At 35.0% G+C, this 24843-nt stretch carries 20 protein-coding genes; 15 read left to right on the top strand and 5 right to left on the bottom strand.

Annotated elements, in window-relative coordinates; genetic code table 11:
* Positions 1-5: 5 nt before the first annotated feature.
* From JNL75_09595 to JNL75_09585, 3 genes are all read right to left on the bottom strand, one after another.
* The gene (locus JNL75_09595; GenBank protein ID MBL7790065.1) at positions 6-1319 is read right to left on the bottom strand and encodes a DUF4270 family protein; all 1314 of its coding nucleotides are present in this window, start codon (positions 1317-1319) and stop codon (positions 6-8) included.
* Positions 1306-2142 (bottom strand): glycogen/starch synthase, encoded by an 837-nt coding sequence (locus tag JNL75_09590; protein ID MBL7790064.1) that lies wholly within the window; start codon positions 2140-2142, stop codon positions 1306-1308. The genes JNL75_09595 and JNL75_09590 overlap by 14 nt, the downstream gene beginning before the upstream one ends.
* Before the next feature lie 136 nt (positions 2143-2278).
* A complete protein-coding gene (locus tag JNL75_09585) occupies positions 2279-3043 on the bottom strand; it encodes an SDR family NAD(P)-dependent oxidoreductase (protein ID MBL7790063.1) in 765 nt (254 codons plus the stop codon).
* A gap of 66 nt (positions 3044-3109) precedes the next feature.
* Here JNL75_09585 and JNL75_09580 point away from each other — a divergent pair, with 66 nt between their 5' ends.
* The 8 genes from JNL75_09580 (at position 3110) to menB (ending at position 15214) form a co-directional block, all read left to right on the top strand.
* Entirely contained in the window at positions 3110-3985 is an 876-nt protein-coding gene (locus tag JNL75_09580; protein MBL7790062.1) for a bestrophin family protein, read from the top strand.
* Positions 3985-5277 (top strand): polysaccharide biosynthesis C-terminal domain-containing protein, encoded by a 1293-nt coding sequence (locus tag JNL75_09575; protein ID MBL7790061.1) that lies wholly within the window; start codon positions 3985-3987, stop codon positions 5275-5277. Before JNL75_09580 ends, JNL75_09575 begins: the two co-directional genes overlap by 1 nt.
* Positions 5261-5608 (top strand): hypothetical protein, encoded by a 348-nt coding sequence (locus JNL75_09570; GenBank protein MBL7790060.1) that lies wholly within the window; start codon positions 5261-5263, stop codon positions 5606-5608. The genes JNL75_09575 and JNL75_09570 overlap by 17 nt, the downstream gene beginning before the upstream one ends.
* Positions 5609-5685: 77 nt before the next feature.
* A complete protein-coding gene (locus JNL75_09565; protein ID MBL7790059.1) occupies positions 5686-6786 on the top strand; it encodes an acyl-CoA desaturase in 1101 nt (366 codons plus the stop codon).
* 83 nt (positions 6787-6869) lie between these two features.
* A complete protein-coding gene (locus tag JNL75_09560) occupies positions 6870-8588 on the top strand; it encodes a tetratricopeptide repeat protein (GenBank protein ID MBL7790058.1) in 1719 nt (572 codons plus the stop codon).
* A 102-nt stretch (positions 8589-8690) separates the two neighbouring features.
* A complete protein-coding gene (locus tag JNL75_09555) occupies positions 8691-10562 on the top strand; it encodes an amidophosphoribosyltransferase (GenBank protein ID MBL7790057.1) in 1872 nt (623 codons plus the stop codon).
* Positions 10563-10647: 85 nt separating this feature from the next.
* On the top strand, positions 10648-14379 hold the full coding sequence (locus tag JNL75_09550; GenBank protein ID MBL7790056.1) for a hypothetical protein: 3732 nt from the start codon (positions 10648-10650) through the stop codon (positions 14377-14379).
* A gap of 10 nt (positions 14380-14389) precedes the next feature.
* Positions 14390-15214: a 1,4-dihydroxy-2-naphthoyl-CoA synthase gene (gene menB, locus JNL75_09545; GenBank protein ID MBL7790055.1), complete on the top strand. Its 825-nt coding sequence runs from the start codon at positions 14390-14392 to the stop codon at positions 15212-15214.
* Between the two features lie 175 nt (positions 15215-15389).
* On the opposite strand, the gene JNL75_09540 is transcribed toward menB, so the two are convergent.
* Entirely contained in the window at positions 15390-16253 is an 864-nt protein-coding gene (locus JNL75_09540) for a DUF58 domain-containing protein (protein MBL7790054.1), read from the bottom strand.
* A gap of 4 nt (positions 16254-16257) precedes the next feature.
* Positions 16258-17256, bottom strand: coding sequence for an AAA family ATPase (locus JNL75_09535; GenBank protein ID MBL7790053.1), 999 nt, complete (start codon positions 17254-17256; stop codon positions 16258-16260).
* A 162-nt stretch (positions 17257-17418) separates the two neighbouring features.
* On the opposite strand from JNL75_09535, the gene JNL75_09530 reads away from it, so the two are divergent.
* The 7 genes from JNL75_09530 (at position 17419) to JNL75_09500 (ending at position 24816) form a co-directional block, all read left to right on the top strand.
* Entirely contained in the window at positions 17419-21078 is a 3660-nt protein-coding gene (locus JNL75_09530; protein MBL7790052.1) for a PKD domain-containing protein, read from the top strand.
* Positions 21079-21582, top strand: a complete 504-nt coding sequence (locus JNL75_09525) for an NUDIX domain-containing protein (GenBank protein ID MBL7790051.1) — start codon at positions 21079-21081, stop codon at positions 21580-21582.
* Positions 21583-21618: 36 nt separating this feature from the next.
* Positions 21619-21939: a translation initiation factor gene (locus JNL75_09520; protein MBL7790050.1), complete on the top strand. Its 321-nt coding sequence runs from the start codon at positions 21619-21621 to the stop codon at positions 21937-21939.
* An 18-nt stretch (positions 21940-21957) separates the two neighbouring features.
* Positions 21958-22698, top strand: a complete 741-nt coding sequence (gene lptB, locus JNL75_09515; GenBank protein MBL7790049.1) for an LPS export ABC transporter ATP-binding protein — start codon at positions 21958-21960, stop codon at positions 22696-22698.
* Positions 22699-22779: 81 nt separating this feature from the next.
* Positions 22780-23733: a DNA adenine methylase gene (locus JNL75_09510; GenBank protein MBL7790048.1), complete on the top strand. Its 954-nt coding sequence runs from the start codon at positions 22780-22782 to the stop codon at positions 23731-23733.
* Between the two features lie 2 nt (positions 23734-23735).
* Positions 23736-24515, top strand: coding sequence for a hypothetical protein (locus tag JNL75_09505; GenBank protein ID MBL7790047.1), 780 nt, complete (start codon positions 23736-23738; stop codon positions 24513-24515).
* Complete coding sequence (locus JNL75_09500) at positions 24502-24816, top strand: DpnD/PcfM family protein (GenBank protein MBL7790046.1); 315 nt, start codon at positions 24502-24504, stop codon at positions 24814-24816. The genes JNL75_09505 and JNL75_09500 overlap by 14 nt, the downstream gene beginning before the upstream one ends.
* Positions 24817-24843: the final 27 nt, after the last annotated feature.

The raw sequence follows: 24843 nt of genomic DNA, 5'->3' as shown, positions 1-24843 counted from the left end.
TTGAATTAAATATCTTTATAATATATTCTTAATTTAGGCTTGGCTATATGCCCCGTTCCTCCAATAATAGCACTCGAAGGTAAAAAATCAGAATACTTGGTTACCGAATTGGAAATAAGTAATGGCGCAGAGTACACTCGAATTTTTCTACTTATACCTGGCGTAGAAATTAGTCTATTAAGATACATTGCTATATTGTATTTATATTCTTTACATGCCTTTCCACTAATAATAGTATCTTTTGTAGATATGAGAAATTTCTTTTTATATAACTCATCTGGCAATAAGAATTCTTTATTCCCTGCAGTATCTAAGTACATAAGCCCAAAGCTTTCTACACTTAAAATACTAGTATCAATACTGTAAAGACTTAATTCTGCTTTGAATATACTTTTAGTTTTGGAATAGATTGATAGGTCAGGCAAAATGAGCGTGGGTACATAGCCGTTTAACCCATGTGTATAGAGCAGATTATCTCCAGTCGTACGGTTTGGATTAATACTGCTTGTTCTGGCTATACTAGCAGGATCGTGAATATACTCATTGACCGTGGTGGAGTTACTCCCTCCTGTAGAAAAGTCGGATGTAATGGATAATCCACCTGAATTTTTCCCGTAAATACGAATTATATTGTCAGAACTAATGCTCAATAACACAAAACCATTTGTATTCGAATTCGAGGAACTTCTCACATAAAGACCTTTGAATATATTTTGAAGTTCTGCGTCACTAGCATAGCTGCCAGGAGCTATAATTTTGTTTGCTAAACTCAAGTTAAGAGGTATTTTAATTGCAGCTGGAATTTTGCCGCCAATATCTATGATACTGTCTTTAACATTTGGTATAAAATTGTACTTGGATCCAATAAGACCAGATGCATAGGTATAGCTCATTTTTTTACTATTCGGGTCTGTTTCTATACCTTCAGTCATTTCATATACTTCTACACTAAACGGTTGGTTGGCTGCTCCATATTTTGGCGTATTACTGAAATATGGTATTATTAAAACAATAGAATCAACAGAAGAAAAGCTAAAGGATTTGCTTGTAAGGGTAGTTTGATAGCTAGCATAGAAACTGGATCGAAAGGTTCCGTAGTTGCCATCTACTTTGGTTCCAAATGGCACGACACTGGTGTTGCGTATAGATCGTATAGAATCAATACTATTGTAGCCAATAATCTCAAAACTTGTGTCTACCTTTGCTCCAAGTGGTATAGGGGTGTCATCTATAAAATCACTTCCTTCTTTACTACAAGAAGCTAGGAATATAAAAAGATTTAAGAGATAAAATATTATGAACGGTTTATGCTCCCTCACTTTCTACTACAGGTTTGAATACGTCAATAAATTCAAAAAATGCTTTAGGATTTTCATTCGGCAAGTCCCTGTTAAATGTGGGCTTTTTTGAATTCATAATGCATTTATTGAGCTCACTATCTATAGAATGTGTATTAAGAACGATGGCATCAGCATATTGAATGGCACCTTTGCAAAGAGCGGTATGTGTTGCGGGTTTATACTCTATGCCTTTATCTTCTTTAATCACTCCATCTAGGAGGGCTTTTTCCAAGAATTTTGACTCAAGCGAATTCTTAAAACCTTCATCAAAAACATTGAAGAATATTTTTGATTCAGAGAATATAGGGTCAGAGCCGTAAATAGTTCTTGCATAAAAAGGAACCAAGCTAGTCATCCATCCATTACAAATTATGAAATCAGGCGCCCACCCAAATTTACGAACCGTCTCCATAACTCCCCTATTGAAAAATATCATTCTCTCAGAGTTATCTTCAAAGAATTTCCCGTTATCATCAAGATAGTCATTTTTACGATTATAGAAATCATCATTGTGGAGAAAATATATTTGCAATCTATGCTTCGAATTAGGAAGTGAAGCCACTTTAACTGTCAAGGCAAAGTCCTCATCGTTAAACATGACATTGATACCACTCAATCGTACAACCTCATGCAATTTATGCCTTCTTTCATTTATTGTTCCAAAACGTGGCATGAGTATTCTTACATCAAGTCCGCATGATGCTAGTTCGTTTGGAAGTTCAGAAATTTTTGTAGCTATATCAGATAGATTGTTGAATGGCTCTAACTCAGAAGTTAGAAATAATAATTTTCTCTTAGTCATTTAAATGAAAAATTTAAAGGTGTACAGAATCACTGGTTAAGTATATGCAAAGATAATACAAAAAAAATGGAAATCGACCTAATTATTTTGATAGTTCTATAAAAAGTCTTTATTTACAAGACGCTAAGATATTTTTTTAACTCTTATATACAACATTTGAATTTGCCTGAGCCGTGCATGTAATCAATAGGTCTCCAATATGCACATGTGCAGGTCTGCTAGCTATATAAAGAATGGCATCGGCAACATCATGAGCTGATAGAGGTTCGAAACCCTTATAAACATTGTCAGCAAGTTCTTTATTTCCATGAAAACGAACCTCAGAAAACTCTGTATGAACCATGCCTGGGGCTATACTACTCACCTTTATATTGTGTTCCAATAGGTCAAGGCGAAGACTTTTAGTCAAAGCATCTACTGCGCTTTTAGTGGCGCTATAGACATTGCCACCAAGATACATATCTCTAGCAGCAGTGCTACTCACATTGATGATGTGGCCTGATTTATTTTTTACCATAAAAGGTACGATTTCCTTTGTGAGATAGATTAAACCTTTAAGATTGGTGTCTATCATCATTTCCCAGTCAGCATCTAATCCTTCTTGGAAACTTGATTTGCCTAATGCCAGTCCAGCATTATTTACTAGTACGTTTACAGATGATATAATTTCTTTTTTCTGTTCAATGCTATTGCGAAGGGCCGCTCTATCTGCTATATCAAAGCAAAGTGGCAGAACAGTTACGCCATACGAAGTCTCAAGATCACGAGTCAGTTCTTCAAGTCGAGGCTTTCTTCTGCCTGAAATTACGAGATCCCAGTTGTTCTGAGCAAAAAGTATGGCTGCTGCTTTTCCTATACCAGACGTTGCTCCTGATATAAAGGCTAATTTTTTATTATTCATTATGCTGCAAATTTACATCAAAGGTATATATTTTATTTGTCTTAGTTTTACTCACTAAATATAGAAATGCGAGTATATAATCCCAGAGATTGGTTTAGCTTATTATTGAAGCCTCATCAGACTTCATCTTTTCATCTGATGGCTTGGTTGATATTGGCGGTATGTATTTTTACGATCATTATAGTGTACATAGAGCAGGATGTTCTCAAATTACCACAAGACCATCCTGTAAAAAATGTGCTGATGCTTCAAACTTTTCTTGGCTTTGCTATTTCTATACTATTGGTATTTCGCACGAATACTGCCTACGACAGATGGTGGGAAGGGCGCAAGCTATGGGGTAGCCTAGTCAATTCTTCACGGAATTTGGCCATTAAGATAAATGCCATGATACCAAGCAGCGAAGCAGATAGAGATTTTTATCGCCAAACTATACCCTTATTTGCGGAGCACCTAAAGGCTCACCTCTTGAAAGAAAAGACTCGGTTGATGCTCGATGATTTGTCTCACCCAGAAATAGATATTGATGACTCGAAACACGTTCCGAATCAAATAGCAAAATTAATCTTTCAAAAAACCTACGATTTGTATAAAACGGGGAGCCTCAGTGCAGACGATATGCGTCTTATCAATATAGAATTATCCAATTTTGCAGATATATGTGGAGCCTGCGAGCGAATCAAAAATACTCCGATTCCCTATAGCTATTCTGCCTTTATCAAAAAAGTAGTTTTTTTCTATATAGCTACTATGCCTGTAGGATTGAGTTTCACCTTGGGCTATTGGTGTGTACCTATTGTCGCTTTAGTTTTCTACACTATGCTAGGTATGGAACTGGTGGCAGAGGAAATAGAAGACCCGTTTAGTGGCGATGAAAATGATATCCCGATGGATAAGATAGCCGACAATATAAGAGTTCATGTCGCTGAAATTTTAGCTTGATGGAAACGTGGAAAACACAATTTGATTTTTATCTCGAGAAGTATAATCGATTGCTTAAAATATTTTCTGCCAATGTGCTGATGCGCGGCGGGGTAGTCCTAATCAATCTTTTCACAGGTTTTGTCATGCGACGCGAACTCGGAGAAGCACAGAGTGGGCTCTATGGCTTATTTATTAGTTCGCTTGTACTTTTCGCTACCTTTCTCAATTTTGGATTTAATGGCAGTGCCATCTACTATGCAGGCAAAAAGCCTGAGAAATTGCATTTGTATCTCACCACGTGTTTTATTATCACAGCTTTTAGTATTATAGTCATTATTGTGTCTTTAATTGGTTTCGGATATTATTTTCAGTTTCAGTCAGATAGCTTGCGTATTGTATTTGTGCTATGCTATGCTATTTATTCTTTTTCACTTATTTACAGGTCATTTTTGCTCGGTCTAGATCAGAATCTCTTCATGCAACAGGTCGATTTGGCGACGAGATTAGCTTATCTAATTTTTATAGGTGTTAGCTATTACCTCGAGTGCATTTCCATACTTAGCATTACTATTTTTATGACTTTAGAATACCTCGTGTTTACTATAGTTGCTCATAAAAAGTCTCTGTTGAATATCTGGCCGCTGCAATGGGATATGGGATTTTTCAAAGAGAATATTTTGTTTAATTCGAAGGCCTATATCGCTGGCATTTTGTATATGTTATTATTAAAGGCAGACCAATATTTTATCAAAGCATTTTATAACAATCACCAGGTAGGAGTATATGGCATAGGTGGAACTATTGTTGAGAATTTGCTTATGATTACAGGTATTATATGCGTCATGTATCTTCCGAAAATACTAGCGAATGATAATCTAATAGCGGTATTAGATAAATCTAAAAAAATGCTCATGCTTATAGTGTTGATTAGTATAGGCTTAGCATTTGTCATCTATATTATGAGTCCTTGGCTTTATTTATGGTATTACAAAAAACATAATCCAGAGGGTGTAAATTGCCTTAGAATTTTACTCATCGGTTTTATTACGCTTTCTATTTTTATTTTCAACTATAATATTTACTTCTCCATACGGCTCAAAAAATCCTTACTTATTATTCTAGGGTTGGGAGTTCTTCTTAATTTAGGACTTAATTTTATCTATTTGCCACAGCATGGTATCATAGCTTCAGCTTGGGCATCGAGTATCAGCTATAGTTTAGTAGCCATATTATCTGTTATCGATTTATTTTATCTGAAACGAAGAAATTTTATAAATAAAAAGTTGGAATTCGATGCTGAGCAAATATGAGTTTCTGATTGATAAAGCTAAACAGGACTTTGGAGTTCTGAAAAAATGGACGAATATCAAAGCCATGTCAGAGCAAGAGGTCTATGAAAACTTAAAATATCTCACGGCTTATGCTATTCAGAAATTGATGGATCATGATTATAGTAGATTGTTAGAATTGTTATATAAATCGGATATATCCGAAACGAAAGTTAAAGCATGTTTTGACGCTGATAAATCATCAAAGGAGATTTCCATAGCAATAGCAGAACTTTACATGGCAAGAATGATTGCTAAGTGGAAGACCCGACAAGAGTATCAATCAGACGAGGTAGAAGGAGATTGGGACTAGAAAACGGAAAAAAATTAACACTTAATTTATTCCAGTTTATTTTCATTTAAATACCTTTGTAAATCCAAATTAAAAACATGAAATTAAGCGACTATATATTGATGGAGCCACGCTATAAGTGGGCAGATGAACAAGGAAATTTTATTCGACCTACTCTGGGTCAAATGTTTTCTGAATATTTTTATAGAATCAATATTTTCCGTGATAAGCGCAATTGGTTTCCTTTGTATGCTTGGCTTTTAGTCTTGTTACTTATGCCATTCTTCTTATTATTAATTACAAAATATTTATCTGTAAGCAATTTACTGATAGCCTTCTTCTATGGCATGGTGTTTATGGGAAGCCATGGCACTATGTGGTATCATCGCTATTCTACCCACAATGCGTTTACGTTTAAAAATAGCTTCTGGAAATTTATTTCACAGCATTTGGTTGTAAAGGTAATTCCAGAAGAGTTGTATGTTGTTTCCCACCATGTGCATCATGAGAAATCAGACCAGCCAGGTGATCCCTATAATGCTTTCGGAGGCTTTTTTTACTGCTTTCTTGCAGACACCAATCATCAATTGATGAATAGAGACTTGTCAGAAGCGGATTATAATATAGCCAAAAAGAATATAGCACATACTGGTACTGTCATGAATAGTTATGAACAATATAAAAAATATGGCACTATAGCTCATCCGGGTTACGTTTTGGCCTCCACCTTTTTGAATTGGGCTTTTTGGGGCACTTTCTTTTATTTCTTAGGAGAATGGGCAGGTGCCTATGGCGGCGGGTTAGGATTGCTTTGTGCAATTTTCGGTGGCACCTTTGTATGGGCAGTAGGTATCAGAACTTTCAATTATGAAGGGCATGGTAAAGGCAAGGGTAAAAAAGGCTGGGGTAGTTCCGACTATAACCGTGCAGACTACTCTATCAATCAATTATGGCCAGGATATGTAGCTGGAGAATGGCATAACAATCACCACCTATTTGCTACAAGTGCTAGAAGCGGTTTTCTGCCTTATCAATTGGATTTACCATGGCTTTATGTCAAACTTCTTCACTTTTTAGGAGGTATTTCGGAATATCGCGACTACAAAAAACAGTTCATTGAAAATTATGTAAAACCATTTGAAAAATCACATCATTTTCAGGATTCTACAGCACTTCCTCCAGATTTATCAGTGGTGTAGTCTTACATATCCACACTTAACGATTTTTAGACTTTCTTCTGCCTTTTTTAGCTCGAATTTTCTGAAATTTGCTTTTTAAGTGTATGCAAAGATTTCAATATTCCTATTTGCTAAATTTATTGTGGTTACTACTGCCTTTAGTAGGTCTAATTATTTGGTATTATCGCTGGCAAAGGCAAACTGAAGCTAATTCTTTTAAAACTACAATACTCGGTCATATCATCCCATTTAAGAATTCCTTTCAGATTAGAACTAAGCTTGTATTGTTTTTCGTAAGTCTTATCTTATTAATCATAGCTATAGCCAATCCTCAGATTGGAGTCAAAGGAGAAAAAATTAAAGGGCAGGGACTCGATATTATGCTACTGCTTGATGTCTCAAATAGTATGTTGGCAGAAGATATTAATCCTAACAGAATCAGTAGATCGAAACTATTTATTACTAAGTTTTTAGACAAACTAAAGCATGATAGAGTCGGCCTAATTTTGTTCGCTGGTAGCTCTTATATTCAAGTACCGCTGACGATAGATTTTACCTCTATCAAAATGAGTTTGCCTATCATAGATCCTAATAACTTTCCTTCACAGGGTACTAATATTGGAGAAGCAGTTGGTATGGCTGGTAAAACTCTAGGATTAACGGACTCTAAAAGTAAAGCTATTGTTATAATTACGGATGGTGAAGACCATGATCGAGAAGCTAATGCAGCAATAGAAGATGCTAGGAAAAATGGCATCAAAGTTTTTGCAATTGGTGTAGGAGAAGAAAATGGTGCTCCTATACCTTTAGGTAATGGAGAATTCAAAAAAGATGACCAAGGTAATACAGTGATGACTGCATTTAACAGAAGTGTCTTAGAAAAGTTAGCTTCAATTGGTAATGGCGGTTTCTTTCATTTGGGCCAACAAGGTAATATTGAAGAAGATGTAGTTTCTGAGTTAAATAAATTGGAGGGTAAAGATTTTGAAGAGTTCGATTTTTCTAATTTTAATAGTTATTTCTATTGGTTTGCTTTGGTCGTATTATTTTTACTTTTTATCGAATTTATCATTCCAGATATAGATTTTAATCAGTTTATTAAGAGGGCTTTTAGTATAAGCTTCTTGCTACTTTTTACAGCTTCCGCTCAATCACAAAATAATGAAGCAGAAAAGCACAAAAAAACTGTAAAGACTCTGATACGCAAAGGCAATTCAAGTTATCAAAACAATAATTTCCAAAAATCTGAACTAAACTATAGAAAAGCACTAGCTCTGCAGCCTAAAAATCGGGTTGCTAATTTTAATCTTGGAAATTCTCTATATAGTCAACAAAAATTTCAGGAATCTGTTGAATCATTTGAAAGTTGTATCAATAAAAATGATAACAAATTGTCAAGAGCAAGAGTTTATCACAATATAGGTAATGCTTATTTTAAATCCAATCAGCTTGCAGAGGCAATTAAAGCATATGAAAATGCACTGAAACTCAATCCTAATGATATGGATACCAAGTATAATTTAGCGCTCGCCAAGAAACAACAGAAGAACAAAGGTGGAGGTAAGAATAATCAGCCGAAAAATCAAGATAAGAAAGATAATAAGGACAATAAAGATCAGAAGAAAGATAATACAAATGAAGGGCAACCTCAAGAAAAGCCGGAAGATTCAAAACAAGAGGAAAGGCAACCAAATAAAGGAATGACAAAGGAACAGGCTCAGCGTCTCTTAGAAGCTTTAAAGAATCAGGAACAAAATACACAGAATAAAATGGAAGCCAAAAAAGCAAAACCAGATAATAAAAAAAGTGAGAAAGATTGGTAAAATATATAAGAATTGATATGTTGAAAGGAAAATTGAAAAGTTGATAAGAACAAACTGCCAACTGAATGAACTAAACCATCAGAATAAACTGAACACGAATAAATGTCCGATAGCATCAAACACGAATGTGGAGTGGCCCTCCTCAAATTAAATAAGCCACTTCAATTCTATATTGACAAGTATAAAACGCCTACTTATGCTCTAGACAAGATGTATCTCATGATGGAGAAAATGAGAAATAGGGGTCAGGACGGTTCGGGGATAGCTGTTATTAAGCGAGAAACACATTTCGGTCATGACTTTATTTATCGTGAAAGAAGTGCAGATGCAAATAGTTTGCAACATATTTTTCAAAAATCGTATGCACATTTTGAAAATTTTACCGAGGAGCAAAAAAATGATGCCAAGTTCTTAATTCAAAACAGTGATTCTTTCGGTCATGTATTTTTGGGTCATCTCCGATATGGAACCCACGGTGTCAATTCCGAAAAGGTTTGTCATCCTTTTTACAGAAAGTCCAATTGGCTTACCAGAAACTTGGTTTTAGCTGGCAATTTTAATTTAACCAATGTCAAAGAACTCATGGCTCAGCTCGTCAATCTAGGACAACATCCAAGACAAAATACAGATACGGTATTAGTCTTGGAAAAAATTGGGCATTTTTTGGATGTAGAAGTTCAGACTTTATTTGATGAATATAAAAAAGTAGGACTAGATAATCAAGAAATTTCAGACAAAATTCAAAAGGAACTTGTCATAGAAAATTTGTTATCTAGAGCTGTCAAAGGTTTTGATGGGGGATATAATATAGCAGGAGTTTTGGGTTATGGAGATGCCTTTGCTTTCCGCGATCCAAGTGGTATTAGACCATGTCATTATTATTCGGACGATGAAGTAACGATAGTGGCTAGTGAACGACCGGCTATTGCTACTACATTCAATATAGATTATAATCAAATCAATGAATTGCCTCCCGCGCATGCTTTGATTTTAAAAAATGATCAACCTCTTTCTATCAAGAAAATTCAAGAGCCTAGAGAGCGATTGTCTTGTAGCTTTGAGCGTATATACTTTGCCCGCGGCACAGATGGAGCTATATACAGTGAACGTAAAATGCTCGGAAAACTCCTAGCTCCAATAGTCTATGATAAAATTAAAGCAGATTTTAATAATACGGTATTCTCATTTATCCCTAACACTGCAGAGCTCGCCTATATGGGATTGATAAAGGGGTTGGAACAGATTTATCGTTCCAACATTATTTCATCTCTGGACCAAGACCATGCTGCCGAGTTGGTAGAAGGAAGAATTCGTGCGGAAAAATTGATAGTCAAAGATGCTAAGTTGCGAACCTTTATTACCAACGATTCTAGCCGCAATGCCCTAGTGTCTCACGTATATGACATAACCTACAATTCTATAGTGTCAGGTCGGGATACGATTTGTATCATTGATGATTCTATAGTGAGAGGTACTACACTCAAGCAAAGTATCATCAATATACTCGGTCGATTAAAACCTAAAAAAGTAATAGTCGTATCATCGGCTCCACAAATTCGATATCCAGATTGCTACGGCATAGATATGAGCAAGCTAGGTGATTTGTTGGTGTTTAGAGCTGCCAAAGAAATTTTAACTAGAAAAAATAAGCTTGACTTTATTGAAGAAATTTACGAGAAATGTAAATCGGAAAATCAAAAACCATTTGCAGAAATTCAAAATATACTTCAAGAATTTTATGCTCAATTTAATGATGAAGAATTAACTAAAATTGCTGCTGAACTTGTGACACCAGATCATGCGGATTATGAAGTCGAGCTAGTATTTCAAACCTTGGAGAATCTAGCAGTAGCCTGCCCTAACGATAGAGGTGACTGGTATTTCAGCGGAAACTACGCTACTCCAGGTGGCAATCGCGTAGCCAACCAATCATTTATTAACTATTATGAAAATAATAATGAGAGAGCATATTAGTACAAGGATTTTAATATGTCTATTTTATTCTTTTTGAGATGTAACAAGCCAATTATATTTGCTCTAAATTTTTAAACAAACCAATATGAGGACTAGATTCACTATTATAGCTATTTGTATTTATTTTCCGTTTACAATTTTTAGTCAGTCTGATTTGAGTATAGTGTGGGATTTATTATTAAATAACAAAAGGAAGGAGGCTAAAATTTTATTTGATAAAAAACTTAAGGATAAGAAATTATCAGATATAGACGTCTTTACAACTGATTTGATTCTTCAATATGAAAATGGTCGTTTATTTTTTGATAAAAATGAAGTAAAGAGTTTTATCCAATTTGAAAAGTCTCCTATTTATATCTTCCCACTTAAGTATCACCCTTTATTTAATGTTTTCGGAGAATCCCTATATTCAACTTCAGCATTAGAAACTGTAGATATTATATCGTCGGACCCTAAGTTTAAAAACGATGAAATATTCAAAATATCCAAAAGATCAGCAAATCAATATCGAAGATTAAATACAGACACTATTGATAGCAAAATAAACTCAATCAATAATTGGCAAGTGTGTGGTGTCTTCGAAGATCTAAATAATAGTGGTATTTACACCACTTATGAACCAGAGAAGTATAGCAAATCTGATAAACTATTTGATGCTAGAAGTAATGGGAAGGTAGGCTGGTACACAGTTCCGAATAGAAATAAAGAAAAAGGCTATTATTATTTCAATAATGAAACGAGTCTCTCTCAAGGGATTGTGTATGCACAAATATTCATTGAGTCCCCAACTGATAAGCTAGTAAATCTTAACTTTGGTTATCAAAATAGCCTCAAACTTTTTCTAAACGATTCCGAGATATATCTAGATGATGAGGCTCAGCCAAATTTTCCAAACTCTAATATATTGCGACTTCAATTAAAAAAAGGCTACAATAGACTATTACTAAAATATACCGTCAAGCATGGTCTTGATAATTATTTTTACTGTAACTTTACCAATGTTGATGACACAAAAGTCGATGGACTAGTATATCATGACTCCCACAAAGACTATGAAAAAACGAAAGTAGAAGTTTCTAAAATTGATCCGGAATATTACCGTTTTTTCAAAACTACACCTAAAAATAGTTCCAATTTTTTATTACATCAATATCTTCTTGCTATCTCATATCAGCAAAATGGTAAAATGAGAGAGCTTTGGAAACAAATATCTTATTTTGATACAATATACCCTAATAGCTCTATGATAGCAATGTTAAAGAAGGACTATTTTAATAGCACCGACCAGGATGAACGTGTAGAAGAGCTGCAAAAAAAGATGGAAACTGAAGATTCATTCTATTTCGCAAATTTTATACAGGACTTTCAAAGTATTGATTTTTACCTAGATTTGACAAAAGAAGAAATAGAAAAAAAAGCCAAAAGGAGTCTAAAGGTAGATTCAATATATCCTCCATTATATAAGCTATTAGCTTCAATAGAAGAAAATGATAAGTCTTCAATAACAAAGAATGCTGAAGACTTACTGCGAAGAGCAGATTTCGGACATTCAACAATATTGTCTATTGCTGAGTTTTACAAAACTATTGACAATCAGGAAGATAAATATCTTGGAATCCTTTATGACCTTTATTCCAAATATGAAAATAGCAGTGCACTGCATCAGATAATAGAAGAACTGGAAGATGCAAAGCTATATGACTCCATAAAACATATTCATTATTCTCAAATGCGTAAGATGCCTTACGACAATTATACCATTCAAAATCTTATCGATTTTTTAATTGATAAAAATGCCTACCAAGAGGCTCTATCACTAACGGATAGTATTTCGGCAAATTTCCCATACTCTCTTTCTGCCATGGAGACTAAGGGAGATATATACAAACAACTGAAGAAAAAAGATTCAGCTATTTTTTGGTATAGAAAAGCTATGCTAAGCAATCCCAATGACTACTCTTTACATGAAAAATACCATGACTTTATAGGATATAAAAGTGAATTAGAAAAGCTTAGGACTCAAGATATTTATCAATTCATAAGTGCTAGTAGAGGTAAAAATACCCAATCTAATAAAGGGGTTCGCATATTGTTAGATGAATATATAGAGAATGTGTTCGATAGCTATATTACGGAATCAAAAAGCTTTATGATCTATGAAATAACAGGAAAAGAGGGCATAGAAAAATTAAAGGAAATTAATGCTAATGGTGGACATGATTATGTAAGGAGTGAAATTATTAAACCTAGTGGTAAAATAATTCCAATCGAGAATAACGGTTATACCTTTGTATCGACTAATCTCGATATTGGAGACGTTATTCTTTTAGATTTTAAGAACTATACCAATAATACTGGCAGATTTTATAAAGATTTTAATAAATGGAATTATTTTAAAAGCGAATACCCATGCAATATTAGCCGGTTTGGCATCTTATATCCAGATAGTGTCAAGTTTAACTTTCATGAAATAAATGGAACTTCTAAAATGTCACTAACTAAGTTTAATAATAAAAACTTTCAAAAATGGGAAGCGACAAATCTAGATGAACTAGATAACCCAGAAGTACTATGCCCATCATATTTTGATAGAGTCCATTGTATCGCTTTATCTACGATTAAAAACTGGGGAGAAATAGCCACTTGGTATTACGATCTAGTTAGAAACAATACAAAACTGGAGGATGAAGCTCTGGATGCTTATAATAGCATATTTCCTAATGGGGCAGATAAATATGATGAAAAAACCAGGGCTCATAAAATCTACTATTATATCTGTGACAATTTGAACTATAGCTATGTAAATTTTAGGCAATCTGGATTCACACCTCAAAAGCCATCAAAGACAGTACGTACGAGGCTCGGCGATTGTAAAGATTTATCGACGCTTTTTGTCGCTATGGCGCGAAAAGCAGGCTTAGATGCTTCGACTGTATTAACCCTTACCAGCAGAAATGGCACTGAGTATTTAAAATTGCCTGAAATTGCTTTTGACCATATGATTGTAAAAATTAAATTGAATGGGAAAGACAATTTTCTAGAAATGACTGATAAAGATGCTGGTTTTTTAACCTATAACTTAAATATTGAAAATGCTCTTGCATTAGTAATTTACCCCGATAAAGAGGCTAATGAAAAATCACAATTAATTAGAGTTAAACAAAACTTTGAAAACGAGTCTGTTCAAGTCAAATATAACTATAAAATCAATCCTAAATCTACGACTCTGAGTCTGAATATTACTACTACAGGTAATAGTGGTTATTACAAAAAATTATTTTATAGTGGACTAAGTGAAGATTTAATTAAGAAAACCATAGAAGAGGCATTTAGCACTGCTTATAATAAACCTCTAAAACTTATTGGTTATAAAAAAGAACACTTTGATAGCATAAATAATAAGTCGGTTATCACTATAAATTTTGAAACATCTGAAAAGCCAAAATCAATTGGAGGAATGAAACTATTAGAAACCCCAATAATCTATAAGCCATACTCTATGGCATTAGTAAGTACAGAAGAAAGAAAACATAACCTTGTATATTCACAATTCGAAGTTTTTAGTAAGTATCAATCTGATGTAAATATCGAGATAGCCCCAGAAGAAAAGTTTCTTGAATTACCAAAAGACAGTGAACATTCCTTTAAAGAGCATTCATTTAAAATTAAATACACTTTAGAAAAACCAAATCAACTAAATATCAAATTAGAGCATAATACCTCACTTCAAACTATCACAGTAGCCGAATATGCAGAATTTAAAAAATACATTGAGAATGTTCTAGAAAAGCAAGCAAATTTGATAAGTTACAAATAATAAATAAGATATGTTACAAAAAGTAAAGTGGCAAGAAATTAAAAAATACGAAGACATTTTATTTGAGTTCTATGATGGCATAGGAAAAATCACCATCAATAGACCAGAAAGACATAATGCTTTCCGACCAGAAACCAATTTCGACATTTTAGATGCACTTGATATCTGTCGTGAAGATACGAATATCAATATTGTAGTGCTGACGGGTGCTGGCAAAAAGGCATTTTGTAGCGGGGGCGACCAGCAAGTCAAAGGTATCGGTGGATATGTGGGTAAAGATGGTGTACCTAGATTAAACGTATTAGATATACATAAAAAAATTCGCTCTATGCCTAAGCCAGTCATAGCTATGGTCAATGGGTATGCCATAGGTGGTGGACATGTATTACATGTCGTCTGCGACCTCAGTATAGCTTCCGATAATGCCATTTTCGGACAGACTGGACCTAAGGTAGGTAGCTTTGATGCTGGTTTTGGTTCTAGTTTTTTGGCTAGAAATGTAGGTCAGAAAAAGGCACGCGAAATTTGGTACCTCTGCGAACAATACACTGCCTATGAGGCACTGGATATGGGCTTGGTCAATCGAGTAGTACCAATTGATTTTCTCGAAAGAGAAACCATCAAATGGGCAAAAACGATTATGAAACGCAGTCCTATGGCTATTCGTATGCTCAAGCGAGGCTTCAATGCCGAATTAGATGGTCAGCTAGGCATCATGGAAATGGCTGGAGATGCTACCTTGATGTTTTACCTTATGGAAGAAGCCCAAGAAGGTAAAAATGCCTTCCTAGAAAAGCGAGACCCCGATTTTCAAAAATATCCTAAGTTTCCTTAATCCCGAATTCCGCATTAGAAAATGCGAAATCGATTAAGAATTTCTATTTCAATCTTTTGCAATCCCGTACGCACGGGATTGAAACTAATACTAAATCGTCCCGAAGAACCTTCAGGACAACCAAATCATTTAGTTCGGCATGTTGTGACTTCTAATGATTAATTTAGGTTAATTATTACTTCCTAAACAACTCTGCCACCTTATGAATATATGGTTCTTGGGTGTCTATGGCGCAGTATTCACCTCCTATCTTTTTAAATAAGGTTTTGTGCCTTTTTAGATTTTCTTGAATCTTAGTTTTCATATGGTTTTTAAAGGATAATGATGTGGTATCAACCCATTCATAACGCTGCTTTTCAGAGTTGAAAAGTTCTACCAAGCCAAGGTCAGGAAAGTTCTCTTCTGCTTTGTCATAGAATTGAAGGGCATAAAAATTATGCTTGGTACGAGAAATCATCAATTGTTTCTCAAAATCACCACTTTCAATAAAATCTGAAAGGATAAACACCGTGGACTTTTTCTTTATCGTATTACTTAAAAATTGAAGTGCTTCTCCTACATTGGTTGTAGATCTAGAAGGTTCTATGTTTATTAATTCTCTCAATATGGTTAAAATATGCGATTTCCCCTTTTTGGGTGGAATATATTTTTCTACCTTTTCACTAAAAAAAATGACACCTACTTTATCATTGTTATTAAGAGCACTGAAGGAAAGCGTTGCTGCTACTTCATTGACTATGTCTCGCTTGGAGGATTCCCCACTGCCAAAATAATTTGACAACGAAATATCTACTAATAAAATAAAAGTCAGCTCTCTTTCCTCTTCGAATTCTTTAATATAAGGTTCTTGACTACGAGAAGTTACGTTCCAATCAATGTTTCGCACATCGTCTCCGTAGGTATAAGCTCTGACGCCATGAAATGAAATACCTTTACCTTTAAAAGTAGAGGTATAGTTTCCTGTAAACAAGTCCTTACTTTGCTTTCGGGTTTTAAGTTCGAGTTTACGAACTTTTTTTATGAGCTCGGATACCTCCATACTACTATGGTACTTCTACTGCGTTCAATAGTTCTGTAATAATATCATCTGTTGTGATATTTTCTGCTTCTGCCTCATAGGTGAGTCCTATTCTATGTCGAAGAATATCATAACATACATTTCTCACATCTTCAGGAATTACATACCCTCTGCGTTTCATGAAGGCATTCGCTTTAGCCGCCAAGGCTAGATTGATAGAGGCTCTAGGTGAGCCGCCATAAGCTATCAGGTGTTTTAATTTATCTAATTTATTGTCAGCTGGAAATCTTGAGGCAAAAACAATATCTACTATGTATTGTTCAATTTTCTCATCCATGTAAATTTGCTTGACGATTTCTTTGGCTTTGATGATAGCCATTTTATCCACTACTGGTTCTATTACAGAGCGATGGTCACTCGAGTTTTGTTTCAAAATTTCTATCTCATTTGCTTTCGTAGGATAGCCTACCAGGATTTTCATCATAAATCTATCTAGCTGGGCTTCTGGGAGCGGATAGGTTCCTTCTTGTTCCAATGGGTTTTGAGTAGCCATTACTAAAAATGGTTCGTCGAGTCTATAGGACTGCTCACCTAATGTCACTTGTTTTTCTTGCATAGCCTCTAGCAAGGCAGACTGTACTTTAGAAGGAGCCCTGTTGATCTCATCTGCCAAAAGAAAATTGGCAAATACAGGTCCTTTTTTAACTTGAAATTCACCGACCTTTTGATTATATATCATAGTACCTACAATATCCGCAGGCAAGAGGTCAGGGGTAAATTGAATTCTATTAAATGTACATTTTAGAGAGTCTGCTAAGGATTTAATTGTGAGCGTCTTAGCTAGACCAGGCATACCTTCTAAGAGGATATGTCCATGAGCAAGAAGGGCGAGTAGAATTTTGTCTATCATATCTTTTTGCCCTACAATTTTTTTAGAAAGTTCTCGCTCTATAACTTCAATAAATAAACTTTCTCTGTTTACTATTTCATTTAGTTCTCTGATATCTGTAGCGTTATTTGCCATCTTGATTTTTGTTTTATGCAAATATAAATTTCTAGTCTGATTTTACGTTATATAAAAAAGATTAACCCATGCAAAATATTGTTAATCCAATAGTTCTTGCCCAATTATTAATATTCTATTTGATTTATTTATATTAACTTTGTAGTAACCAATATTTTATACTTGAAACGAGCCACTTATATTTTTATCAGTTTATTGATGGTTGTATTGAGCTATCAGACTGTGTTTGCGACTCACATTGTGGGCGGAGTTATCTACTATGAATATCTTGGTGGCGATCGATACAAGCTTATCTTTGAGGTATATAGGGATTGTAATTCGCAAGTTGTAGTAGATTATGATGGCACCCCTCCTAAAAATGGTCAGCAAATGCCACCATTCTATTTTAGCGTATTTGAAGGGAATATAGATTTCAATATTTATGCTAATAATAATGCATTATCGTTATTAAGTAGGGTGGAAATTAAACCTGTAATTGTCAATCCATGCTTGAAAGTAGATAAATCTACCTGTGTAGAGCGAGGACTGTATGAGACCATTATTACCTTGCCTAAAAATAATGTAGGATATACCATTCAGCACATGCGATGCTGCAGAAATGATGGCATCTTAAATATACAAAATCAGCCAGGGAAGCAAGATAAACCCGGTTTTACCTTGCGTACTTTTATCCCACCATATGGCACCAAGCCTAATAATTCTGCTAGATTTAAAGAATTTCCACCTATATTTATATGTGTCAATCAGTCCTTTTATTTTGACCATTCAGCTACAGATACTGACGGTGATGCGCTTGAGTATTCACTCTCAACTCCTCTCGCAGGCTTAGATTCAGATAATCCCATTAATAGGATTCAGACCTTAAATGTCAATCCTGTTTCTTGGTCTAATGGCTATAGTGTCAATAATATTTTAGGAGGAAATCCCCCAATGAGTATAGATCCTGTATCTGGATTATTGGTTTGTAAACCAGATAGGGTTGGTCGCTTTGTAGCTTCGGTTATGGTCAAGGAGATACGGAATGGAGAAGTTATAAATTCATTTGCTCGCGATTTTCAGTACAACGTAGTCGATTGTGATTTGCCCAAAGCGGATGCACCCTTTGTTCCTGGCACCTTTGATCCTAAGCTAAATATTGGTACATTTATTCTATGCGGTGATTTAAGAGTAAGTTTTACCAATACTAGTACGAATGCAGATAGATATGAATGGAATTTCGGGGATCCGGCTAGCGGTGCCAATAATACATCTACTCAGGCCAATCCTACACATACTTTTTCTGATTCGGGTATTTATACTGTAGTATTGAGAGCATTTAAGAAAAGGATAGACGGTCAGCTATGTTTTGATACTACTCGTAGAATTTGCAAAGTGTATCCAAAGTTAGTGGCCAACTTTAATTTTCAGGATCAGGTATGTCAAGGTTCGCCCATTCAATTTAATGATTTAACTCCCTTGACGGGTGGACCAATAGTCAAATGGGATTGGGAATTTGGCAATGGTCAAAAATCTAGTTTGAAAAATCCAGTATATACCTATACGAATGCTGGTGATTTTAATGTGAAACTAAAAGTAACTACCCATGCTGGTTGCACTTCTGAGATAGTAAAAAAAGTGACTATTTTAGCTAAGCCAAATATTGCAGCGATAGTTCCTAATGGCTGTATTGGTCAACCTATGAACCTTGAATGCAAAGTTTCTATTTCATCACCATCGGTTATAACTGCTTATCGTTGGACTCTACCCAATAGTCTTCAATTTACAACATGTAATGCTTTTTATACACCTACGACCATGGCTGCAGGTACTATCAACCTGTGGGCTATTTCTAATTTTGGTTGTAAGGATTCTATGAGTTTCCCTTTTACCGTAAATCCACTCCCTGTCGTGAGAGCATTTAGAGATACTACTCTTTGTTATGATCAGGTGACACCACTTTTTGCCACAGGAGCATTGAATTATCAGTGGTCTCCACCTGTCTATTTGTCTAATGCAAATGCCGCTTCGACCATAGCTAGCCCACCGTATCCTGATTCTATAAGCTATATCGTAAAAGGAACAGATGCTAACAGTTGCTTCAATTTTGATACAGTCAAAATTAAATTTTTCACCAAAACTTCAATTAATGCAGGAACCGATACTAGTATTTGCTTGCCACCTAGTGTCAATGCTAGAGACTTTGTGCAACTAAACGGAACAGGGGTCTTTAATTCTGTCTATTGGCTACCTAATGCTACCTTGACAAATGCGAATACATATACGCCTATCGCAAGACCTATTCAAAATACAGATTATATTTTTCATGGTATAGATACAAATCGATGTCTAATACGTGATACTGTCAGGGTTATTGTTTTAGACCCTAATTTCAATTTTATATTGATGAACGATACCTCGATATGTCCGCGAGATACATTTCAAATCTTCCCGCATGATCAGGGTGAGTTTTCAGCATATCAATGGACATCGAATCCATTCGCACCTTTCAATATTTCTAACTCGAATATTCGAACACCAATTTTAAAACCACTTACCACCACAGAATATACTCTTCGAATTTCAAATTATTGTTATACAAGATTCGATACTGTAAGGGTTAATGTTTTTCCGCTACCAGATGTAGGGCTGATATCTCTAGATTCTATATGTTTCGGTGAGACCTACCAGTTTATCTCGAACCCAGCTCATGTCGACTATACATGGACTACAAACGAACCTAGTTTTAGTAATAAAAAAATCTCAAACCCTACAGCCAAGCCTAAGACTTCTCAAACTTATACTTTAAAGGTAATAGATACCAATACTTGTAGCAATATAGATTCCATTCGACTTCTGGTGCATGAATTGCCATATTTAAGTGTTGTAAATCTCCCCAGATATCTCTGTATGGGAGATACAGTCGCTTTGACAATTTTAACCAAAGAAAAATGTGAGTATCTTTGGCGACCTTCTAATTCTTTAAGTTCGGATACAGCTAAAACAGTATTAGCATTTCCAGAAGAGACTACGAAATATTATGTAAAAGCTACAAATATTCATCAATGTACATGGCTAGATAGTTTTATTATCCCAGTTCAAAAGCCTATCAAGCCTTATGCTAAAGGGCCTGTAAGAATATGTAAGGGTAAATTTATAGATTTATATGCTGAGGGGGGGTTGTATTATCTCTGGAAGCCACCATATAATATTAACGATACTTTATCCAGGACACCACAGGTTTTCCCAGATTCATTTTTCACCTATACCGCTGTGATATCGAACGACTGTTTTACAGATTCTATCAAAGTAGATGTCTACGTCGATAGTATACCAAAAGTAGACCTAGGTAAGGACACCAATATTTATCGAGGACAAGAAATAATCTTAAATGCGAAAACTGAGGTGGATCAAGTTGAATGGTTTCCTAAAAGTGAATTATCAACTAATCCATATTTAAAAGAAATAAGTGTAAGTCCAAAAGATACGACGCTTTATTTTGTGGAAGCTACAGATGGACGAGGTTGTATAGGGCGCGATAGTGTCTATGTTTTTGTCTATGGAAAAAATGTTCTTTTAATTCCCACAGGATTTACTCCAAATGGAGACGGCATCAACGATGAGTTTAAGATTGTCAAACATCTCAATATTCGTTCCATTACTTATTTTAAAGTTTTTAATCGCTGGGGTGAAAAAGTATTTTCGACGACAGATATTAATTCTGGCTGGAATGGAACCATAGATGGCGATAAGAGTCCTGCAGGAGTTTATGTGTGGTATGTCGAAGCTTTTACTTATGATAATGAACGCATAGTTCAGTCTGGTAGTGTTACCCTTATCAGATAGATGGAATTCTGGGACTTGTATAATGCTACAGGAGAGTATCAAGGGATTTCTGTAAAGCGTGGTGAGACTATACCAGATGGTTTTTTTCATCGTATTGTTCATATATGGATTTATAATGAGCATCAGGAATTTTTAATTCAAAAGCGTGCAGCTCATCTTACTTGGTTTCCCAATCGGTGGGCTACAACTACAGGAAGCCTGGTCAGTGGAGAGTATGATATCATGCAAGCGGCTTATCGGGAAGTAGAAGAAGAGTTGGGTTTGAATTCTACACAATTAGATTTAGAATTGCAATCTCATTTTACCATAGGAACATCTCTAGTGACTTTATTTAGTGGATTTTTACCGTCATTTATGATGGGAAAAATAGTGTTTAATGAAGAGGTCTCTGAAATAAAATGGATGAAAAAAGTTAGGATAGAAGAATTGAGAAAACAAGATTTGTTTGCTGCTTATAGCCAAGAAACCTTTGATATCGCTTATAGGATTTTAGCGAAGGTATAGTGCAAAAACTCTATTTTTGAATCGTCAATACGAATTATGAGTAAAAATAAGCTAGTCTATTCTACAAATCCCAATCAGCAGTTGGAGGATGAAGAATTGGAAGAAGATTTAAACTTAGATTCCAATAGTCAGAAATTACGAATACGTTTGGAAACTAAGCATCGCGCAGGAAAAAAGGCTTCTATAGTCCATGGATTTCAAGGCTCAGATAGCGAATTAGAAGCTTTAGCTAAGCAGTTGAAAACTAAACTAGGTGTAGGAGGTACGGTCAAAGATGGAGAAATAATTATTCAAGGCGATTACGTAGCTAAGTTGAAAGATTTATTAATTCAACTGGGATATAAGAATACAAAGTAGTAAAACTATAAAATATAAATATTGAAAGTATTACGCACAGAACATATAGTCAAGGCATATAAAGGCAGAAAGGTCGTCAATGATGTATCGATCGAAGTCAAGCAAGGTGAAATTGTTGGCTTGCTAGGACCCAACGGTGCAGGGAAGACGACATCATTTTATATCACGGTGGGTTTAATCAAACCCGATGGAGGTAAGGTATTTCTCAATGAGGAAGAGATCACCAAGATACCAATGTATAAGCGAGCTCAAATGGGAATAGGTTATTTACCGCAAGAACCTTCTGTTTTTAGAAAAATGACCGTGGAGGATAATATTCTCGCTGTATTGGAGATGACAAATCTTTCTAAGCAGGAACAAAAAGATAGATTGGAAAATTTAATAGCAGAATTTAGACTGGGACACGTTCGCAAGAGCAATGGCGATGTGCTTTCGGGAGGTGAGAGAAGAAGAACCGAAATAGCGCGCTGTCTGGCTACGAGTCCTGCTTTCATTTTACTAGACGAACCCTTTGCAGGGATAGACCCAATTGCTGTAGAGGATATTCAGAAAATAGTGGTTCAACTCAAAGATAAAAATATAGGAGTCTTGATTACAGACCATAATGTGCAAGAAACTCTTTCCATTATCGAAAGAGCTTATCTGCTTTTCGAAGGAAGTGTTCTGAAATCAGGTACCGCCGAAGAACTCAGCCAAGATGAAACGGTTCGAAAAGTATATCTCGGTCAGAATTTTGTGTTGAGGAAGAAGGGAGTTTAACCAAAACTTTATATGAATTTTGTGGATAATCAAGCTAAATTCCAATGAAACTTTGGTTATATTTGTCTCTATAATAGTTATATGTCAAATATTGTAGCCAAACCCTTTCTAAAATGGGCAGGGGGTAAAACACAACTTCTCGCAGAGATTTCTAAAAGAATACCCAAAAGATTCTATTCGGAAAAATCCACTTATGTAGAACCCTTCGTAGGCAGTGGTGCTGTGTTGTTTTGGGTATTGAATGAATTTCCAAAAATAGAACATGCCATCATCAATGATATCAATGCTGACCTCGTAAATTGTTATCAGATTATTGCTAGCCAACCAATACAACTTATTTCGCTTCTCAATGAATGGCAAGAAGAATTTCATGCAGTTGATAAGCTTGAAGAGAGACGCCGTGAATATTATGCTGAGAAAAGAACTATTTTTAATAGCAGAAAATCAGATAATATACATCAGGCAGCCTTATTTATTTTTCTAAATAAAACCTGCTTCAATGGACTCTATCGTGTCAATAGGAAAAACAAATATAATGTACCTATAGGTAGATATACCTTGCCTACTATATGCCAAAAAGAAAATATATTAGCTGTACACGAAGCACTGAAAAAGGTAGTAATGCGCTGTGGTGATTTTGAGGATACACTCTCGGGAATAGACAAGCCAAGTCTTTTTTACCTAGACCCACCTTACAAGCCACTCAGCCAGACTTCTAGTTTTAATACCTATGCACAGGAAGTATTTGACGATGCGGAACAGGAGCGATTGAGAAATTTTTGTAATAATCTGGATATATTGGGCCATCATTGGATATTGAGTAATTTATACTTTATGGGCAAAGATGAGAATGACAATTTTTTTAACGAATTAAATGCAGATTTTAAAATTGAAAGGGTTGAAGCTAAACGAAGTATAAATGCAAATCCTGAAAAAAATTATTTGGGCGTTCCCCTATCGGGTCGGGCTATCCGTTGCAAGTCCTCGCTTCGCTGCGGACTTTCCACTTCTATCCCTAACGCAACTTTCTGCTAAGAATGAATCTATTGTTTAACTTAAAACTTGCAGAAGGTTATCAAAGTAATTCTCAAATAGCGAGAATTCTCACAGAAAATTGGGTTCTAAACAATTCATATTGTCCTAGTTGCGGAGATTTACCATTAAATGAATTTGAAAACAATAGACCTGTTGCTGACTTTTATTGCAAAAAATGTTTAGAAGAATTTGAATTAAAAAGTAAGGGTGGGGAACTCACGAATACAATTACGGACGGAGCTTATTCAACAATGATTGAAAGAATAAACTCTGAAAACAATCCAAATTTTTTCTTTCTAACATATTCAAAGAATTGGAGTGTTAACGACTTTTTGATTATTCCTAAACAATTCTTTACAGAAGAAATTATCATTAAAAGATCACCATTAGCTCTAACGGCAAGGAGAGCAGGATGGATAGGGTGCAATATTGACATATCCAAAGTGGCTGAGTCAGGCAAAATTTATTTGGTAAAAAACTCAGAGATTATTGACCGTGAAGTGGTAAATAAATTTTTTAATAAAACTTTGTTTCTTAGGCAGAAATCAAGTGATGCAAAGGGTTGGATTTTAGATATTATGAAGTGTGTTGATGAAATAAAAACTGATGTTTTCAATCTTGAAGAAGTCTATAATTGTGAGAATAAACTCAAATTGAAATATCCTAATAACAATTTCATTAAAGACAAAATCAGACAACAACTTCAAATACTCCGTGATAAAGGGATTATTGAATTTGTTGGTCGAGGTAAATACAAAAAAATTAAATATGGAAACATTTAAAATTGAAATTCAAGAGTTACTTGCTCGTGTGGTAGAAATTCAGGCTGAGAACATTCAAGAAGCTTTATCAAAGGTAAATGAGCAATATGAAAAAGCAGAAATAGTATTAGACTACAATGACTTTGCTGAAGTAAATTTTACCGATATAAACAGCCAAAGTAAGTCAGATGAGATAAACTCACTAACGAAAGAAGTTATTAATTATCTGTATTCAGATGAGCAAAAGCATTTTGAAGAGTCAAATCAACCCCAAAACCATATTTTCGAAAATCTAGAACGATTGAAATCATTAATTGATTGATATGGTTTTTGCTGACCCACCCTATTT

Source organism: Chitinophagales bacterium (assembly GCA_016787225.1).
Classification (GTDB): domain Bacteria; phylum Bacteroidota; class Bacteroidia; order Chitinophagales; family JADJOU01; genus CHPMRC01.
This window is presented reverse-complemented; position numbering and strand designations above follow the sequence as displayed.

Bases quoted from the DNA above. Each gene is read 5' to 3' on its own strand.
- JNL75_09500 (MBL7790046.1), top strand. From the start codon at position 24,502: ATGGAAACATTTAAAATTGAAATTCAAGAGTTACTTGCTCGTGTGGTA.
- JNL75_09550 (MBL7790056.1), top strand. From the start codon at position 10,648: ATGAGGACTAGATTCACTATTATAGCTATTTGTATTTATTTTCCGTTT.
- JNL75_09525 (MBL7790051.1), top strand. From the start codon at position 21,079: ATGGAATTCTGGGACTTGTATAATGCTACAGGAGAGTATCAAGGGATT.
- JNL75_09555 (MBL7790057.1), top strand. From the start codon at position 8,691: ATGTCCGATAGCATCAAACACGAATGTGGAGTGGCCCTCCTCAAATTA.
- JNL75_09565 (MBL7790059.1), top strand. From the start codon at position 5,686: ATGAAATTAAGCGACTATATATTGATGGAGCCACGCTATAAGTGGGCA.
- JNL75_09590 (MBL7790064.1), bottom strand. From the start codon at position 2,142: ATGACTAAGAGAAAATTATTATTTCTAACTTCTGAGTTAGAGCCATTC.
- JNL75_09570 (MBL7790060.1), top strand. From the start codon at position 5,261: ATGCTGAGCAAATATGAGTTTCTGATTGATAAAGCTAAACAGGACTTT.
- JNL75_09580 (MBL7790062.1), top strand. From the start codon at position 3,110: ATGCGAGTATATAATCCCAGAGATTGGTTTAGCTTATTATTGAAGCCT.
- JNL75_09510 (MBL7790048.1), top strand. From the start codon at position 22,780: ATGTCAAATATTGTAGCCAAACCCTTTCTAAAATGGGCAGGGGGTAAA.
- menB (MBL7790055.1), top strand. From the start codon at position 14,390: ATGTTACAAAAAGTAAAGTGGCAAGAAATTAAAAAATACGAAGACATT.
- JNL75_09520 (MBL7790050.1), top strand. From the start codon at position 21,619: ATGAGTAAAAATAAGCTAGTCTATTCTACAAATCCCAATCAGCAGTTG.
- JNL75_09505 (MBL7790047.1), top strand. From the start codon at position 23,736: ATGAATCTATTGTTTAACTTAAAACTTGCAGAAGGTTATCAAAGTAAT.
- JNL75_09585 (MBL7790063.1), bottom strand. From the start codon at position 3,043: ATGAATAATAAAAAATTAGCCTTTATATCAGGAGCAACGTCTGGTATA.
- JNL75_09560 (MBL7790058.1), top strand. From the start codon at position 6,870: ATGCAAAGATTTCAATATTCCTATTTGCTAAATTTATTGTGGTTACTA.
- JNL75_09535 (MBL7790053.1), bottom strand. From the start codon at position 17,256: ATGGCAAATAACGCTACAGATATCAGAGAACTAAATGAAATAGTAAAC.
- JNL75_09540 (MBL7790054.1), bottom strand. From the start codon at position 16,253: ATGGAGGTATCCGAGCTCATAAAAAAAGTTCGTAAACTCGAACTTAAA.
- JNL75_09575 (MBL7790061.1), top strand. From the start codon at position 3,985: ATGGAAACGTGGAAAACACAATTTGATTTTTATCTCGAGAAGTATAAT.